This is a genomic window from Paenibacillus sp. 102 (assembly GCF_039549175.1).
Lineage (GTDB): Bacteria > Bacillota > Bacilli > Bacillales > Bacillaceae_G > Bacillus_A.
The window spans coordinates 97,333-114,372 of sequence record NZ_JBCGHT010000009.1; the positions used below are offsets into that span (position 1 = coordinate 97,333).

General features: G+C 38.3%; 18 protein-coding genes. 10 read left to right on the forward strand and 8 right to left on the reverse strand.

Going from position 1 to position 17,040, the window contains the following annotated elements; genetic code table 11:
- Positions 1–28 precede the first annotated feature (28 nt).
- The 6 genes from narI to AAIE21_RS18865 all read right to left on the reverse strand — a co-directional run bounded on the left by narI (position 29) and on the right by AAIE21_RS18865 (position 8,260).
- Entirely contained in the window at positions 29–727 is a 699-nt protein-coding gene (gene narI, locus AAIE21_RS18840; protein WP_343268179.1) for a respiratory nitrate reductase subunit gamma, read from the reverse strand.
- Positions 728–744: 17 nt separating this feature from the next.
- Entirely contained in the window at positions 745–1,275 is a 531-nt protein-coding gene (gene narJ / locus AAIE21_RS18845; protein ID WP_343268180.1) for a nitrate reductase molybdenum cofactor assembly chaperone, read from the reverse strand.
- Positions 1,276–1,293: 18 nt separating this feature from the next.
- Complete coding sequence (narH, locus tag AAIE21_RS18850; RefSeq protein ID WP_343268181.1) at positions 1,294–2,769, reverse strand: nitrate reductase subunit beta; 1,476 nt, start codon at positions 2,767–2,769, stop codon at positions 1,294–1,296.
- On the reverse strand, positions 2,759–6,442 hold the full coding sequence (locus tag AAIE21_RS18855; RefSeq protein WP_343268182.1) for a nitrate reductase subunit alpha: 3,684 nt from the start codon (positions 6,440–6,442) through the stop codon (positions 2,759–2,761). The genes narH and AAIE21_RS18855 overlap by 11 nt, the downstream gene beginning before the upstream one ends.
- A 213-nt stretch (positions 6,443–6,655) precedes the next feature.
- On the reverse strand, positions 6,656–7,348 hold the full coding sequence (locus AAIE21_RS18860; protein WP_336450461.1) for a Crp/Fnr family transcriptional regulator: 693 nt from the start codon (positions 7,346–7,348) through the stop codon (positions 6,656–6,658).
- Positions 7,349–7,588: 240 nt separating this feature from the next.
- A complete protein-coding gene (locus AAIE21_RS18865) occupies positions 7,589–8,260 on the reverse strand; it encodes an NAD(P)H-dependent oxidoreductase (protein WP_343268183.1) in 672 nt (223 codons plus the stop codon).
- A 140-nt stretch (positions 8,261–8,400) separates the two neighbouring features.
- On the opposite strand from AAIE21_RS18865, the gene AAIE21_RS18870 reads away from it, so the two are divergent.
- The 3 genes from AAIE21_RS18870 to AAIE21_RS18880 all read left to right on the forward strand — a co-directional run bounded on the left by AAIE21_RS18870 (position 8,401) and on the right by AAIE21_RS18880 (position 10,996).
- The gene (locus AAIE21_RS18870) at positions 8,401–8,727 is read left to right on the forward strand and encodes a winged helix-turn-helix transcriptional regulator (protein WP_343268184.1); all 327 of its coding nucleotides are present in this window, start codon (positions 8,401–8,403) and stop codon (positions 8,725–8,727) included.
- A gap of 225 nt (positions 8,728–8,952) precedes the next feature.
- On the forward strand, positions 8,953–9,966 hold the full coding sequence (gene moaA, locus AAIE21_RS18875) for a GTP 3',8-cyclase MoaA (RefSeq protein ID WP_343268185.1): 1,014 nt from the start codon (positions 8,953–8,955) through the stop codon (positions 9,964–9,966).
- 16 nt (positions 9,967–9,982) lie between these two features.
- Positions 9,983–10,996, forward strand: a complete 1,014-nt coding sequence (locus AAIE21_RS18880; RefSeq protein ID WP_343268186.1) for a molybdopterin-synthase adenylyltransferase MoeB — start codon at positions 9,983–9,985, stop codon at positions 10,994–10,996.
- 30 nt (positions 10,997–11,026) lie between these two features.
- Here AAIE21_RS18880 and moaC read toward each other — a convergent pair whose 3' ends face one another.
- Positions 11,027–11,518 (reverse strand): cyclic pyranopterin monophosphate synthase MoaC, encoded by a 492-nt coding sequence (moaC, locus tag AAIE21_RS18885; protein WP_343268187.1) that lies wholly within the window; start codon positions 11,516–11,518, stop codon positions 11,027–11,029.
- A gap of 95 nt (positions 11,519–11,613) precedes the next feature.
- Between moaC and AAIE21_RS18890 the strand changes: the two genes are divergently transcribed.
- The 5 genes from AAIE21_RS18890 (at position 11,614) to AAIE21_RS18910 (ending at position 15,346) form a co-directional block, all read left to right on the forward strand.
- Positions 11,614–12,903: a molybdopterin molybdotransferase MoeA gene (locus AAIE21_RS18890; RefSeq protein WP_343268188.1), complete on the forward strand. Its 1,290-nt coding sequence runs from the start codon at positions 11,614–11,616 to the stop codon at positions 12,901–12,903.
- On the forward strand, positions 12,867–13,388 hold the full coding sequence (gene mobB, locus AAIE21_RS18895; RefSeq protein WP_343268189.1) for a molybdopterin-guanine dinucleotide biosynthesis protein B: 522 nt from the start codon (positions 12,867–12,869) through the stop codon (positions 13,386–13,388). The genes AAIE21_RS18890 and mobB overlap by 37 nt, the downstream gene beginning before the upstream one ends.
- Positions 13,385–13,855 (forward strand): molybdenum cofactor biosynthesis protein MoaE, encoded by a 471-nt coding sequence (locus AAIE21_RS18900; RefSeq protein WP_343268190.1) that lies wholly within the window; start codon positions 13,385–13,387, stop codon positions 13,853–13,855. Before mobB ends, AAIE21_RS18900 begins: the two co-directional genes overlap by 4 nt.
- A complete protein-coding gene (moaD, locus tag AAIE21_RS18905; RefSeq protein ID WP_343268191.1) occupies positions 13,852–14,085 on the forward strand; it encodes a molybdopterin converting factor subunit 1 in 234 nt (77 codons plus the stop codon). The genes AAIE21_RS18900 and moaD overlap by 4 nt, the downstream gene beginning before the upstream one ends.
- 91 nt (positions 14,086–14,176) lie before the next feature.
- On the forward strand, positions 14,177–15,346 hold the full coding sequence (locus AAIE21_RS18910; RefSeq protein ID WP_343268192.1) for a nitrate/nitrite transporter: 1,170 nt from the start codon (positions 14,177–14,179) through the stop codon (positions 15,344–15,346).
- Between the two features lie 418 nt (positions 15,347–15,764).
- On the opposite strand, the gene AAIE21_RS18915 is transcribed toward AAIE21_RS18910, so the two are convergent.
- A complete protein-coding gene (locus AAIE21_RS18915; protein ID WP_343268193.1) occupies positions 15,765–16,259 on the reverse strand; it encodes a CarD family transcriptional regulator in 495 nt (164 codons plus the stop codon).
- Positions 16,260–16,546: 287 nt separating this feature from the next.
- On the opposite strand from AAIE21_RS18915, the gene AAIE21_RS18920 reads away from it, so the two are divergent.
- Both AAIE21_RS18920 and AAIE21_RS18925 read left to right on the forward strand, forming a co-directional pair.
- The gene (locus AAIE21_RS18920) at positions 16,547–16,783 is read left to right on the forward strand and encodes a DUF2553 family protein (RefSeq protein ID WP_343268194.1); all 237 of its coding nucleotides are present in this window, start codon (positions 16,547–16,549) and stop codon (positions 16,781–16,783) included.
- A 1-nt stretch (position 16,784) separates the two neighbouring features.
- Entirely contained in the window at positions 16,785–16,967 is a 183-nt protein-coding gene (locus AAIE21_RS18925) for a sporulation protein Cse60 (protein WP_343268195.1), read from the forward strand.
- Positions 16,968–17,040 lie beyond the last annotated feature (73 nt).

The window sequence follows — 17,040 nt, forward strand, 5'->3', positions numbered from 1 at the left end:
TGGAAAATGGATAGGTGCTGTTTTTCTGTTACATTTTTACTTTACTAGCGTCGACAGGTTGTCTTTTTCGATAAATAACATAACTACGTCGTAAATATTTCACAGGAACGCTAAAGACATGGACAAGTCTTGTAAATGGCCACGTTGCAAAGAGTGCCATCGCTGCAATGATATGGATTTTAAACCAAAGAGGTATTTCTGCCATATATTCTGCTTTTGGTTGGAAAATGAAAAGACTGCGGAACCATGGGCCAATTGTTGTACGATAATCAAATCCTTTTGCATCAATATTGAAAAATGTAGAGGATAGACCTGCTAACATTACGATGAACAATAGGACAAGGGCTACATAGTCTCCTTTTGTACTTGTTGCGATAATACGTTTTACTGTAAAGCGGCGGTACATTAAAATCACTAATCCAACAATAGAAGCAATCCCTGCTGGAAGGCCGAAGCTGATAGCAACCATGTGATACATATGCTCAGAAATACCGAAAGAGCTGTATACAGATTCTGGTATTAATATGCCCATAATGTGTCCACCGATTACGAACATAATGCCAAAGTGAAATAGCAAGCTTCCGATTCTGAGCATTTTCTTTTCTAATAGTTCGCTAGATTTTGAGGTCCATCCAAATTGATCATAGTTGTATCTGAAAATGTGTCCGCCGATAAAGATTGCGAAAATGATATAGGGAAATAGCACCCATAAAAATTGATCCATCATTTGTAAGGCACTCCTTTCTAATTCGCTTGCACTCCCCAGGCATCGATAGCAAGAAGAATGGCAGCAAGAATTGGTTCATACATACAATTTGCTTCTTTTAACTGCCCGTGCAATGCTTGTATATTTTTCGTGTATTTACTCATAATCGGTTCGCTATCTTCTTCATTTGCGTTTGCAAGAAACTCAAGTAGAAGCGGTAAATAATCAGGTAGTTCTTTATCAGTTACGGCAAAACCAGCTTTTTGATAGTGCTGTTTTAACTCTAATAATTCAATACCGCGCTCTCTTTGTTCACCTGTGTTCATGTAGGTGAGATACATATTTGTTTTCTTTCCAAAGTCGAATGTATATACGTAAGAATCAATGAGTTGATCGTCTGTTTTTTCTAGCGCTTGTTTTATAAACGTTGTAAGGGATGTTCGGATTTTTTCCTGTTCAATCGTTTGAATCTCTTCCTGTAATTCTAGTAAAGCTTCTCTCCAACCTAGTTCAGGATAGGAGAGAAGAAAGGAAGAACAAGAAAAAGCGGTTTGTAAACTTTGTTTCATAATTGTTTCCTCCTTCGTTTAAGAGATTGTCATACAAGAACCTGGGCCACCTGCGAAGGACAGGCCGCAGCTTCCTTGCTCACTATATAAATCTGCAACTTGTTCACGATGAGATGTAGGGATGACGAAGCGATCTTTATATTTTGCGATGGCAAGAAGGCGATACATATCTTCTACATCTTCTTTCGTTAAGCCCAAGTTTTTTAAGACAGCCGCATCTGGTTCTTTATTAATTTGCAGTGCTCTCATATGTGTTCGCATGACAGCCATTTTTTTCAATGTAAGACGAATGTGTGATTCATCGCCTGCAGTCAGTAAGTTCGCTAAATATTGAATTGGAATACGCATATTATCGATAGCAGGAAAAATTTCTTCTGCCTGCCAGTTGCTTCCTTTTCCTTCCACCATGTTCATAATTGGACTAAGCGGTGGAATATACCAAACCATCGGCATTGTTCTGTACTCTGGATGAAGAGGAAGGGCGATTTTCCAATCAATAATCATTTTATAAATTGGTGATTCTTGAGCAGCTTTAATCCATTCTTCAGGAATACCTTGTTTTTTTGCTTCAGCTGCTACTTCTGGATCGTTTGGATCTAGGAAAACAGTAAGCTGAGATTCATATAAATCTTTTTCGTCTTCTACTGAAGCCGCTTCTTGTACTTTGTCAGCGTCATATAACATAACTCCGATATAACGAATACGTCCTACGCATGTTTCAGAGCAAATCGTTGGCATACCAGCTTCAATACGCGGGAAGCACATTGTACATTTTTCTGCTTTATTTGTTTGCCAGTTGAAATACACTTTTTTATATGGGCAAGAAGATACACAAAATCTCCATGCGCGGCATGCATTTTGGTCAACAAGGACAATGCCATCTTCCTCACGTTTATACATCGCACCAGATGGGCAAGAAGAGACGCAAGATGGGTTCATACAATGTTCGCAAATGCGAGGGAGATACATCATAAAGACATTTTCAAAGTCTGTTTTAATCTCTTCTTCCATTTTCTTAACATTCGGATCTTGCAAGCCTGTTATATGTCCACCTGCTAAATCATCTTCCCAGTTTGGTCCCCATTCAATTTTATCGATAAACTCGCCAGTAATTGCTGACTTCGGGCGAGCTACTGGCTGATGTTTACGTTGCGGGCTGTTTGTTAATGTTTCATAATCATAGTTCCAAGGTTCAAAGTAATCATCGATAGTAGGTTGATCTGGGTTATGGAAAATGTTCATGAGGCGTTTCATTTTTGAACCAGATTTTAGCTGGATTTCACCATTTTTTAATTCCCAGCCACCTTTATATTTTTCTTGATCTTCCCATTGTTTTGGATAACCGATACCTGGTTTTGTTTCCACGTTGTTGAAATACATATATTCAGCACCTGGACGATTCGTCCAGGTGTTTTTGCACGTTACGCTACAAGTGTGGCAGCCGATGCATTTATCTAGGTTCATTACCATTCCGACTTGCGCTTTAATCTTCAAGCCAATCTACCTCCTTCAGTTTGCGGATTACGACGTTTAAGTCACGCTGATTACCAGTTGGACCATAGTAGTTAAATCCATAGCTTAATTGACCGTATCCACCAATCATATGTGTTGGTTTGACATGAATGCGGGTTGGGCTATTATGTGTTCCTCCACGATTGCTTGTTAATTTTGTACCAGGCACGTTAATGTGACGGTCTTGTGCATGGTGCATAAAGGCCATTCCTCTTGGTATGCGGTGTGTTACAACGGCACGCGCTACAACAACGCCGTTACGGTTAAAGCATTCGATCCAGTCGTTATCAGCAACGCCAGCTTCAGCTGCGTCATCTTTGTTCATCCAAACAGTTGGACCACCGCGGAATAACGTTAACATCGGTAAGGAATCGAAGTACATACTATGAATCGACCATTTATTGTGCGGCGTTAAATAGTTCAGCGTAATTTCTTTTCCTTCTACTTCAGGACGTGATTTACGGAACGGTTTATGCTGCAGAATTGGCTTAAATGTAGCCATTGTTTCACCGAATTCCTTCATCATATCGTGATCTAAGTAGAATGATTGTCGTCCAGTTATCGTTCTCCAAGGGATAAGACGCTCGACATTTGTTGTAAATGGTGAGTAACGACGTCCACCTTTTTCAGAACCAGTAAAGGCAGGGGAGGTAATTACCGTTTTTGGCTGCGCAGTAATTTGTTCGAATGTGAAGCATTCTTCTTCACGTTCTTCCGCTAAATCACGCAATTTTAAATCTGTTTGTTTTTCAAGAGCTTCCCATGCTTTTACAGCCATATGACCATTCGTTGTAGAAGAAAGAGTTAACACTGCTTCAGCAGCATTGATGGCTTCTTTTATGTCAGGGCATCCTTTTGCGATAGAATCAGTGCGAATCACGCCTAATCGACTCTTTAATTGTTCATATTCTTTTTCTGCTGACCAGGAAATCCCTTTCGTACCAATTGGCTGTTTTCCGGCGTTTGGTCCAAGCGCGGTCATCTTGTCATAAATCGTTTTATAATCGTGTTCCACAACATGAATTTGCGGCATTGTTTTTCCTGGAATTGGTTCACACTCGCCTTTGCTCCAATCTTTAATTTGCCCAAGCGGCTGTGCTAATTCCTGCGGTGTATCGTGAAGAAGTGGTGTTGCCACGACTTCTTTCATTGGCTCAAGGTCAAGCTCTGTAGCTAAATCCGAAACAGCTTTAGAAAGGGAGGAGAAAATATCCCAGTCAGAGCGAGCTTCCCATGGTGAACCAATTGCTGGATTAAATGGATGTACGAACGGATGCATATCTGTACTACTTAAATCGTGTTTTTCATACCAAGTTGAGGCAGGAAGGACGATATCAGAATACAGTGCTGTTCCGGCCATACGGAAATCTAAGTTGATCAGTAGATCAAGCTTTCCTTCTGGTGCTTCTTCATGCCACTTTATTTCCTCTGGTCGTAATGAATCGCTATCGTCGTTCATTAATCCGTTTGTTGTACCTAATAAATGTTTTAAGAAATACTCGTGTCCTTTACCGGAACTTGAGATTAAGTTTGCGCGCCATACGAATAAGTTGCGCGGGAAGTTATTTTTGTTATCAGGGTCTTCAATTGCAAATTTAAGTTCTTTTTCTTTTAGCTTTTGTGCAACATATTTTCCGATTTCTTCTTTTGTTGTTGCACCACTAGCCACTGCTTCTTTATATAATTCAATTCCATTCTTCTCGAATGTTGGATAAGAAGGTAACCAGCCAAGACGAGCAGCTAACACATTGTAATCACCGTGATGTTGATAACGTGAGTTGCCAACTATTGGCGATGCTAAGTGTCCAACTGGTGTATCTTCATAGCGCCATTGATCTGTTACAAAATAGAAGAAGGATGTACCGTTTTGTAGTTTCGGTGGACCTTGCCAGTCTTTTGCCATGGCGATGGTTTGCCAACCTTCTGCTGGTCGTAATTTTTCTTGCCCAACATAATGAGCCCAGCCGCCGCCGTTTACACCTTGTGCACCAACGAGAAGAACAAGATTTAGAACTGCGCGGTAAATCGTATCAGAGTTAAACCAATGGTTAATACCAGCGCCGACAATAATCATCGAGCGTCCATTTGTATCAACAGCATTTTGAGCAAACTCACGCGCGATTTGAATAATAAGTTCACGTTTTACTCCGGTCATTTTCTCTTGCCATGCTGGTGTAAATGGCATATCATCATTAAAATCTTTCGGCTCTTGCCCGCCAAGTCCGCGGTTAACACCGTAGTTTGCTAGCGTTAAGTCGTACACAGTTGTAACGAAAATGTCACCTTCTGGTGTAGTGATTTTTTTCACTGGAATTGTACGTTCTAATACTTTGTTCCCATCATCAGAGAAGTACGGAATTTGTACAGTTCCAACAGCATCTTCCATACCGAGTAAGGAAAGGCGTGGATCAATTTTTTCGCCGGTTTGTTCATCTTCTAAACGCAAGTTCCATTTCTTTTCGTTATCCCAGCGTGAACCCATTGTGCCATGAGGTGTTGCAAAATCTTTCGTGTTATCGTTCCAAAGAACGGGTTTCCATTCGCCAAGCTTTGTTTCACGGCCGATATCATTTGCGTTTAAGAAGCGATCTGCAACGAATTGATCTCCTTGTTGTTTTAATGTGACAAAGAACGGGAAATCAGTATATTGTTTTGCGTAATTTGTGAAGTATTCCACTTGTTTATCCACATAAAATTCTTGTAAAATGACGTGACCCATTGCCATCGCAAGCGCACCGTCGGTACCTTGCTTTACGCTAATCCAATCATCGGCAAACTTTGTGGATTCCGCAAAATCAGGACTTACGGAAACAACTTTCGTTCCTTTATAGCGCACCTCCGCTAAGAAGTGGGCATCGGGCGTTCTTGTCATTGGTACGTTTGAACCCCATGTCATAATGTAACCAGAATTATACCAATCACTACTTTCAGGTACATCCGTTTGATCACCCCAAATTTGCGGAGAAGCTGGTGGCAAATCAGCGTACCAATCGTAGAAGCTAAGCATAGGACCGCCCATGAGCTGCATAAAGCGGCTACCAGCGGCATGACTTAGCATTGACATGGCTGGAATTGGCGAGAAACCAACATTTCGGTCTGGACCATATTTGATTACCGTATAGAGTAAAGAAGCGGCAACAAGTTGTAATACTTCATCCCAATTTGCTCTGATGAATCCACCTTTACCGCGTGCCCCTTTATAAGTACGTGCTTTTTCAGGATTTTCCACAATGCTTTTCCAAGCGTCTAGTGGTGATTTGTGATTTTGTAGTTCTTCTTGCCACATATTCCAAAGTACGCCACGTACATATGGATATTTCACGCGAAGTGGACTATAAATGTACCAAGAAAAACTTGCTCCGCGCGGACATCCTCGTGGTTCAAAGTCTGGCATATCAGGGCCGGTTGATGGATAGTTTAGCTCTTGACCTTCCCAAGTTACAATTCCGTCCTTTACGTAGATGTTCCAGCTACAAGAGCCAGTACAGTTTACACCGTGTGTAGAACGAATTACTTTATCGTGTTGCCAGCGTTTTCTATACACGTTTTCCCATTCGCGATCTTCATATGTTTCTTGTGTATGATTGTTGTTATAGCGATCTATTGGAGAAAAATATTTTAAACGTTTCATTAATGCTGAAGGTTTCTTTTTCATACTGTTCACTCCTTTATTACGTCTCTCTTGCTTACTTTCAATATAAGAGACCTGGGCAAATAGAGATGTGATATCTATCACAGTTCAACAGATTGTCAAAAATCAGATTTATAACATTTTTTGGGAAGTTGTGACATTTTTCACATCGAAGAGTGATTTTTTTTTGTAGAGTAAAGGAGAAAGAAAAAAAGAGTAGCATCTCAAATAGAGAGGCTACTCAATACTACAAACAGAGGCAGGACAATCTTCACAAGCAATTTCGCATTTTAAAAATTGTAAATTATGAATCGTGATTTTTCCTTTATGAATAGAAATAATTCCTTGTTTTTTTAAATCATTTAACATACGGTTGACACTTTCACGTGAGGTTGCACAGAAATTCGCAAGCTCTTGATTTGTTAAAGGTAGATCGATAAGGATGCCGTTTTCTTTTAATACGCCATAACTATTCGTCATACGAATAAGAGTCGAATAAAGAGCACCTTTTTTACCATGTAATACTAAATCACGGAATTTCGTTTGCATTCTTCTTAAATGCTCACTAATCCATTTCATAAATTCAAAGGCAAGGGCTGGTTTTTCAAGTAATGCCTTCTCTAAAGCATCTCGTTTAATTACGCCAACCTCAACATTTTCAAGGCATTTCGCATTTAATAAATACTTTGCATTGTCCGTAAATAATGTTAATTCTCCGATGATATCGTGCGTTGAACAAATGCGAAGTGTTAACTCCTGTCCGTCAGCACTAATTTTACTAATCTGCACTTTTCCAGAGCGAACGATATAGAGTTCTTTTGCCTCCACACCCTCTTGGAAAATATAACTTCCTTTATTAATCTGCATTTTATATTCAACAGATGCAAGCAATTCCTTTAAATCTTCTGATAATGCCGTACGGTTTGTCACAGCAATCACCTTTCTTTTAAAAGCAGTCTACTTCTTATTTTGGATGTAAACATGATGAAAATGCAAGAAATATCTTTTAATTATAGGTGATAAGTTCATATTTAGCTGTGAACAAGCGCACTTTTCGTGCTGAAAAAAAGCAATTCGATAAAAAATATCGATTTTGCGACAAATAACGAAAAAAACAGGAGTTTGCTGGCTCCTGTTTTCCAATATCCTCAAAAAAGTACACTCTTTACATTATTTAATCCATTCTACAATCATATCCATCGTTTGACGAGTTTTATCACGTTTTGGTTCTTCTAAGCGATAACCGAAAGCAACTAAAACAGACACCCCGAATGTATCATCTGAAATAATTCCTTCTTCTTTTAAAATCGCATCTACTTTTTCTTGCTGGAATCCTTCAATAGGGCAAGAATCAATCCCGATTTGGGCAGCGGCAGTCATCATATTCCCAAGAGCGATGTAAGTTTGCTTAGAAGCCCAATCAAACATAGCACGGTCGTTTTCTAATAATTGAAAATCAGATTCTTGAAATTCCTTATAAAAATCACGTTTCATTGTTATTACTTCCTCTGGGAGCTGCTGAATGTTTTGCATAAAGTTAGAAATATAGGAAGAGTTATAAATCATTTCTTCTTTTTTACGAGCTAATATAACGACAAAGTGACTTGCTGTTGGTAATTGTTTTTGAGCACCCCAAGATACAGGAAGAAGCTTGTTACGAATATCTTGATTTTGAATCACAACAAATTTCCAAGGTTCAAAACCAAATGAACTTGGAGAAAGTCGGCCAGTTTCTAAAATGAAATGAAAATCTTCATCAGAGATTTTTTTATTTACATCAAATTCTTTACATGCATGTCTAAATTGATAAGCTTTTAAAATTTCTTCTTTTGTATGTTCCATTTAAACAACCACCTTTTAATAATCTGCTTTTTTATAGTAAGTTGATTACAAAATTGATTCTACAATAGTAAAATAAAAGATGTAAGTACGCACATTTTTAGCATATAGTATCAATTTGTATACTAATGGAGAGTGACAAAATGGAACAGAAAGATATAAATCGTTGTTCAGTAGAAGTAACATTAGATGTAATCGGTGGGAAATGGAAAGGGGTTATTCTATTTCACTTAATGAATGCCGAAGTGATTCGTTTTAATGAATTTGTACGATTGATGCCTGGCATCACACAGCGCATGCTAACGAGGCAGCTTCGAGAACTAGAGGCAGCTGGAGTAATTCACCGTGAAGTATATAAAGAAGTTCCGCCAAAAGTGGAATATTCTTTAACGAAATTTGGAAAATCCCTTACACCAATTATCACACTTATGCGTGAGTGGGGAAATGAGTATCGTGCGCAAATAAAGTAATTGTAACTGAAATGTGAATAAAATTTGAACGAATTTGTGAAGAATTTTTGAATGAAGAAGTCGATGTGAGAAATATCACAACGTACTTTCTTCTTCTTTTTTATGATGGAGGCAACTAAAAAACATAGAAAGTGAATAAAGAACTTGAGCAATAACATCGCAGTTTGAAAATATATTATAATAGAATGAAGACAGATAGAATTTAGCAGAAAAGGAGGGATGACGATGCGCGAGAAGATTACAGATTCTTTGCAGCGTCCGCTTCAAGATCTACGCATCTCTGTCATTGACCGTTGTAATTTCAGATGCACATATTGTATGCCAGCTGAAGTATTCGGACCTGATTATGCATTTTTGCAAGAAGAATTTTTGCTTACATTTGATGAAATTGAACGATTAGCAAAATTGTTTGTAGGCATGGGTGTAAAGAAAATTAGGCTTACAGGCGGTGAACCTTTACTACGTAAAGACTTGCCAAAGCTTATTGCAAGACTTGCGAAGCTAGATGGCTTAACAGATATTGGACTGACAACAAATGGAATTCATTTAACAAAGCAAGCAAAGGCGTTAAAGGACGCTGGATTACACCGAGTGAATGTTAGTTTAGATGCGATAGAGGAAGATGTATTTCGCAAAATTAACGGCCGGAATATTAGTACAAAACCTGTGCTGAAAGGGATTGCCGCAGCAAAAGAAGCTGGACTTGATGTGAAAGTAAATATGGTCGTGAAAAAGGGAATGAACGATAGTCAAATTCTTCCGATGGCCACTTATTTCAAAGAACAGGGAATTTCGCTCCGCTTTATTGAGTTTATGGACGTTGGCAGTACGAATGGATGGAATTTTGAACAGGTCATTACGAAACAAGAATTGATTGAGAAAATCAATCAGGTATATCCAATTGAACCTGTAGATCCTCATTATTTTGGAGAAGTTGCGAAGCGTTATCGTTACGTTGGCAGTGATACAGAAGTTGGATTTATCACTTCAGTTTCTGAATCGTTCTGTTCTTCTTGTACGAGAGCTCGAATTTCGGCAGATGGTAAATTTTATACGTGTTTGTTTGCGACGAAAGGAACAGATTTAAGAAGCTTGCTTAGAGAAGATATTTCGGATACAGATTTATTAAAGGTCGTGCAAAATGTATGGGAATATCGACAGGATCGGTATTCTGATGAGCGAACGGAAGAAAGCGCAAATAATCGTCCGAAAATTGAAATGTCTTATATCGGAGGATAAGAAAGGGGTGGGACATGTGCAGGAGCGTTATTCAAGACAAATGTTATTTTCTGGGATTGGCGAAGCGGGACAAAGGAAAATAAGAGAAAAGCATGTACTTATTATCGGTGCAGGTGCACTAGGAGCAGCTAGTGCAGAGGCGCTTGTTAGAGCGGGAGTTGGAACACTGACCATTGCTGACCGTGATTATGTTGAGTGGAGTAATTTGCAAAGGCAGCAGTTATATACAGAAGAAGATGCAAAGCAGTACAAGCCAAAAGCAGTTGCAGCATTCGAACGTTTAAGGCAGATTAATTCTGAAGTAGAAATCGTACCTATCGTAACAGATGTAGCGGTGCAAGAAATGGAAGAGTTAATTAAAAATGTAGATTTAATATTAGATGCGACTGATAATTTTGAGACACGTCTTCTTATTAATGATGTTTCGCAAAAATACAATATTCCTTGGATATATGGAGGATGCGTTGGAAGCTACGGCGTCACATATACAATTCTTCCGGGGAAAACACCATGTTTCCGTTGTCTAATGGAGCATCCATCAAGCGGTGTGACATGTGATACGGCGGGAATTATACAGCCAGCTGTACAAATAGTTGCCAGCCATCAAGTGACAGAAGCACTTAAAATATTGGTAGAAGATTTTGGAGCGCTTCGTGAAACAATGCTATCATTTGATCTTTGGAACAATCAGCATATGGCATTTAAAGTGAATAGGCAGAAAAAAGATACGTGTTTATCTTGCGGAAAGCTGCGCACATACCCTAGCTTAGCGTTTGAATTACAAATGAAAACAGAACTGTTATGTGGGCGAAATACGGTTCAAATCCGTCCAGGATTGCCGCAAATGCTTAACTTAGAAGAAATTAAAAAGCGCTTACAAAAAAGCGTAGATGTGCAAACAACACCGTATTTATTATCATTCTTTGTTGATGAATATCGTTTTGTTTTATTTACAGATGGCAGAGCGTTTATTCACGGAACGAATGATATGACGGTGGCGAAAAGGTTGTATGCGAGATATATAGGTTGAACCTAAAGGGAATCCTTTAGGTTCAAGGGATTAGGACTGCGGATTTCTAACGTAGTCTCCGCTCTTCCCACCTGTTTTTTCAAGTAAATATGTCTCGCCAATAATCATACCTTTATCAACAGCTTTACACATATCGTACACGGTAAGAGCAGTTGCAGAAGCGGCTGTTAAAGCTTCCATTTCAACGCCCGTGCTACCTTCTGTTTTGACTTTTACTTCAATGAGTAAACGATATTGTTCGTTCGCCATTTCCCAGTCGAAAGAGACATCTACTCCTTTTAAAAGTAAAGGATGACACATCGGAATAATATCAGAAGTCCGTTTGGCAGCCATAATACCGGCGATTTGTGCAACGGCTAATACATCGCCTTTACCAATTTCGTTTTGAGAGATTTTATCATAAATTTCTTTCGTAACTAAGATGCTAGAGCGAGCGATCGCTGTTCGTACAGTAGTTTTTTTATCGCTAATATCGACCATTTTGGCACGGCCTTGGTCATTAAAATGAGTAAATGAAGACATGGAATTCCTCCTTGAAGTAATTGCTATTATGATTAGCATTGTACAATATAAAGTGTAACCAAGATGTGATATTTTGCAAATATGGGGTGAAAAAGATGTTAGAAAAACGAGTACCAATTTCAGTTGCAGAAGCAGTAGCAAGGGTTATGAACTATGCTCAGCAAGGCGGGATAGAAACAGTTTCTATTACCGAAAGCTACGGAAGAATTTTGGGAGAAGATGTTATGGCAGATCATGATGTCCCTCATTTTGACCGTTCTCCCTATGACGGATTTGCGATTCGAGCGGAAGATACAAAAGAAGCAAGTCAAAATCATCCAATTGAATTTGAAGTAATCGGAGAAATTGGAGCTGGTTCTGTTTTTACAAATGAAGTAAAGGCCTTCGAGGCGGTTCGAATTATGACAGGGGCAGCCATTCCAAAAAATTGCGACGCAGTTGTTATGTTAGAGCTTACGGAAGGATTTGAAAGAAACGGAAAAACATATATGAAGTTAAAACGTTCTTTTAAAGCAGGTGATAATGTTTCGTTTAAAGGTGAAGATGTAAAACAAAATCAAATACTTGTGAAAAAAGGTGCGAAGATTACCCCTGGTGTAGCGGCGCTTTTAGCAACGTTTGGCTATAGTTTAGTAAACGTTATAAAACAGCCTGTAGTTGGGATTGTAACGACGGGAAGCGAGCTATTAGAAGTACATGAACCACTTCAACCAGGAAAAATAAGAAATAGTAATTCTTATATGATTGCAGCTCAAATTACTAGAGCTGGCGGGAAAGTCAAATATTATGGGCAACTTGCTGACGATTTAGAAGCTTGCTATGAAGCTGTAAAAGCGGCACTGGATGAAGTGGATATATTAATTACAACGGGCGGTGTTTCGGTAGGTGATTATGATTACTTGCCTGCGATTTATGAAAAATTAAGTGCCAATGTTCTTTTTAATAAAATCGCAATGAGACCAGGTAGTGTAACGACTGTAGCTGAAGTAAGTGAGAAATTGTTATTTGGATTATCAGGTAACCCGTCTGCTTGTTATGTCGGTTTTGAGTTACTCGTTCATCCAGTTATTCAAACATTTCTTCATGTGAAAGAGCTACATGCATATCGAGCGGATGCAATTTTAAAGAAGGATTTTCCAAAGGCAAATCCATTTACGCGATTTGTAAGAGGAAAAGTAGAGTTTATCAATGGACAATTGCAAGTAACTCCAGTTGGACTCGATAAATCAAGTGCGATTTCCTCACTTGCGGATAGTAACGCTTTAATTGTACTACCAGGAGGAACAAGAGGATTCGAAGCAGGAATGAAGGTTTCTGTGTTACTGCTAGAATCGAACGAAGGAAGTGAGTGGCCGTGGGCAGAACCGCTCCAATCTTACAAATAGTTGGCTATCAAAATAGTGGCAAAACGACGCTCACAGAGAAATTAATTCAAGCTTTTTCAGATAAAGGCATGAAAGTTGCCACAATTAAGCATCACGGACATGGTGGCTATCCTGAGGTACCACAAAAGGATAGTGAACGTCATAGATGGGCAGGTGCTGTTGTGAGCAGTGTAGAAGGAGCTGGATTACTATCGCTTTCTTCTTTGCGGGATAAGTGGCCTTTACAAGAGATCATTCGACTATATGAGTTTTTTGAAGTAGATCTCATTTTAATTGAAGGATATAAAACAGAAAATTATCCCAAAATAGTTTTGCTTCGTTCGATGGAAGACATTTCTTTATTAAATAAAGTGGAAAATGTGATGGCAGTTATCACATGGGATGACACCATACAAAGTTTAGGAGAAACATATAAAGCATTTCATATAACAGAGGAAGCAGCTTATATGGAATGGTTTGTACAAACGGTAAGGGGTGCAAGATGACACAGACGTATTATGAAGTAATAGATACACCAATTTCAATTGAAGAGGTTACAAAGAAAGTGATTCGCCGTGAATGTGGTGCTGTGACAACTTTCATTGGTACGGTAAGAGAGTTTACGAAAGGGCGCCGTACATTATATTTGGAATACGCAGCTTATAAGACAATGGCTGAAAAAATGCTCGCCAAAATTGGGGAGGAAGTAAAAGAGAAGTGGCCTGAGACACATGTTGCAATCACACATCGCATCGGTACACTTCAAATTTCTGATATCGCAGTTGTTGTTGGTGTATCAACGCCGCACCGGAAAGCTGCGTATGAAGCGAATGAATACATCATGGAACGCATTAAAGAAATTGTTCCAATTTGGAAAAAAGAATTTTGGGAAGATGGAGATTCATGGATCGGTGATCAATTAGAAAAAACACCGTATCCAGACGGGGAACCTGGAAAGGGGATGAAAAAATGATTCAAGTATTATTATTTGCGCATTTACAAGAAGAAGCAGGAACAAATGAGCTGAAAATAGACTGTGAAAATATTACCGTTGCCGAATTAAAGGATATGATTACGAAAGAACATCATATTGAAGTTTCAGAGCAAATTATGGTCGCTATCAATGAAGAATATGCAAATGAAGAGGACAAAATACAATCTGGTGATGTTGTAGCATTGATTCCGCCAGTGAGTGGTGGTTGATTTTTTCCAGTCTAATCACGGAAATCTGTGATTAGACTGGAGGGAATTAATATATATTGTGAAATAATGAGCAAAATAGGAGGCGAAAAAGATGAGAAGTCCGAATTTTCAATTAGGTTTACAAACTTCTAATCTTGTTATTGGTTTTATGGTATGGGTGATTTTATCTTCGTTAATGCCATTTATTAAAGTGGATATTGCATTAACAGTAGGACAAATTTCCCTTGTTACAGCAGTACCTGTTATTTTAGGTTCAGTGCTTCGAATTCCAATTGGTTATTGGACCAATCGTTACGGCGCGAGAAAATTATTCTTTATAAGCTTTGTCATTTTATTATTCCCTGTCTTTTATATTAGCATTGCGAACTCTATGATGGATTTAATTATCGGTGGTTTATTTGTAGGGGTTGGCGGGGCTGTGTTCTCGGTAGGTGTCACGTCCTTGCCGAAATATTATCCGAAAGAGCGTCACGGTTTTGTAAATGGTATTTATGGTGCAGGTAATGCCGGAACCGCAGTTACCTCATTTTTAGCACCGATCATCGCTACTTCGTTTGGCTGGAGAGCTACTGTGCAATCCTTTTTAATCTTACTAGCCGTTTTTGCTCTTCTTAACTTTTTATTAGGTGATCGCGAGGAGCGAAAAGTGAATACACCATTAATGGAACAGTTAAAAGGTGTATACAAAAATGAAAAACTTTGGTTCCTATGTATTTTCTATTTCTTAACTTTTGGATCGTTTGTTGCCTTTACAGTATACTTACCGAACTTTTTAGTATCTCACTTTGGATTAGAAAAAGTAGATGCAGGTATGCGAACAGCTGGCTTTATCGTATTGGCAACGGTTATGCGCCCGATTGGTGGTTGGCTTGGTGATAAATTTAATCCATTTAAAATTTTAATCTTCGTATTTATTGGTCTCACATTATCTGGGATTATTTTATCATTTATGCCAAGTATGAACGTATATACATTTGGTTGCTTACTAGTCGCATTTTGCGCTGGAATTGGAAATGGAACAATCTTCAAATTAGTACCAATGTACTTTTCTGAGCAAGCAGGGGTTGTAAACGGACTTGTCGCAGCTCTAGGTGGTTTAGGAGGATTTTTCCCGCCGTTAATTTTAACACTACTATTCCAACTAACAGGTCATTATGCAATTGGATTTATGGCACTGTCAGAAGTAGCGCTTGCTTGTTTAATTATTACAGTGTGGATGTATAGTCAAGAGAAGCTGTTAATGATGTTGAATCATAAATAGAGGAAATGATTGTACGGTTTATTAAAAAAAGATAGAAAAAAGCAGCATGACTCTAGTTTTTGTACTAGAGTCATGCTGCTTTTTATGTTGGTTTGAAGGGAAGAATACGAGGTGATCTGTACTCGTTTTTTCACTTTAAATGGGGCAGAAAGAGATATGTCGGTTTTCAATTTGTATGTATATCTATTTTGATTCTTAGCATACCAGTCACTGCTATGAAAATAAAAGGAGATTTCCACTCATTCTCTCCCTTCGTCTTCACTCGGCATGGGGCTAAAAAGGGCACTGACCGCTTCTATGCATGGCTGGATCCTCTCTTTCACCTAAAAAGAAAGCTTTTATATCGGGTTTTTAATTTATATTTATGCAAAAAAAAATAGCGGTCAGCTATTTTAAATTTGAATATATATTTTTCATGTTAATGACTGATTGTGTCTTGAAGGAAATCAGTTGCTTGATTTTCTGAAACATTTTGCACAAGTGCAACTTCACTAATTAAAATTCGGCGTGCGTTGTCTAACATTTGTTTTTCGCTCGCATTTAATGCTCGTTCTTTATTGCGGCGAATTAAATCACGAACAACTTCAGCACCATCTGAAAGATTCCCGTTTTTCATTTTCTCCATGTTCATGGTATATCTTTGTTTCCATGAGAGTGAGTGGTCAGCTTCACCATTATGAATGTCAACTAATACATCGTTTAATGTATTTTTGTCGACAACGTAACGTATGCCTGAATTTTCTACTTTATCCATAGGAATCATCACTTGCATATCGCTAATCACCATGTGTATCACGCAATACTGACGTGTTTTTCCTAACACTTCTTTATCCTCAATTGCTTCGATTATTCCTGCTCCGTGCATAGGGTAAACAATTTTATCGCCGATTTGAAACAAATCATCCACCTCCATATGTGGTAACTATATGTAATGATAACACATATGAAGAAAAATATCAAATTTATTATATTACCATATGTTATATATGTGTGTCAATGGTTTTGGAGTGGTTTTTTTATCGCGTTTTTAGACGGGAATTAATCACACCTTTTGTTGAAAGAGCTGTATGTGAAATGGGGTGAGTATTCTTAGAAATGTCCGGAGAAAAATAGGGGCATATCCACTCATTTTTAATCATAAAATGTAAAATTGTTAATACAATATACCTAAATCCGTTCTTTTTAAAGGAGGGAGAGAAGGTGGGGCGCACAATTAAAATTGATATTACGAATAAGGTAGTAGCAAAATTTAGAGCAAATTATTTGGAATTATATACGAGTAAATTTATGATAGGTAAGTTTTATGTCTATACTGAAGACAAGAAATATGTGTTAGAAGACGGATATATATATGAAGATGGTAAGTTTTATCGCATCATAGATACGCACCGTGGCAATAATCAAGCGGCGGAGGGCTGCGATCTAGGATGGTGTTAAAATGATTCGAGTCAAGATGTTTGATGAAAGTCATGAAAAGGACTTGGAAGACTCCGTAAATGTGTTTTTGAAGAAACTAAATGAAGAACAGCTTGTAGATATTAAATATCAAGTTGGTGTATCCATTAATGACGATGAAAATCAAATTTATTGTTTTTCGGCGATGGTTATATATAAAACATAAAAAAGGGCTGCAGAGTCAGCTCTTTTTTTGTTTTTAAGTAGGGATTATATAAGTTGACATGAAACTAAAAGGT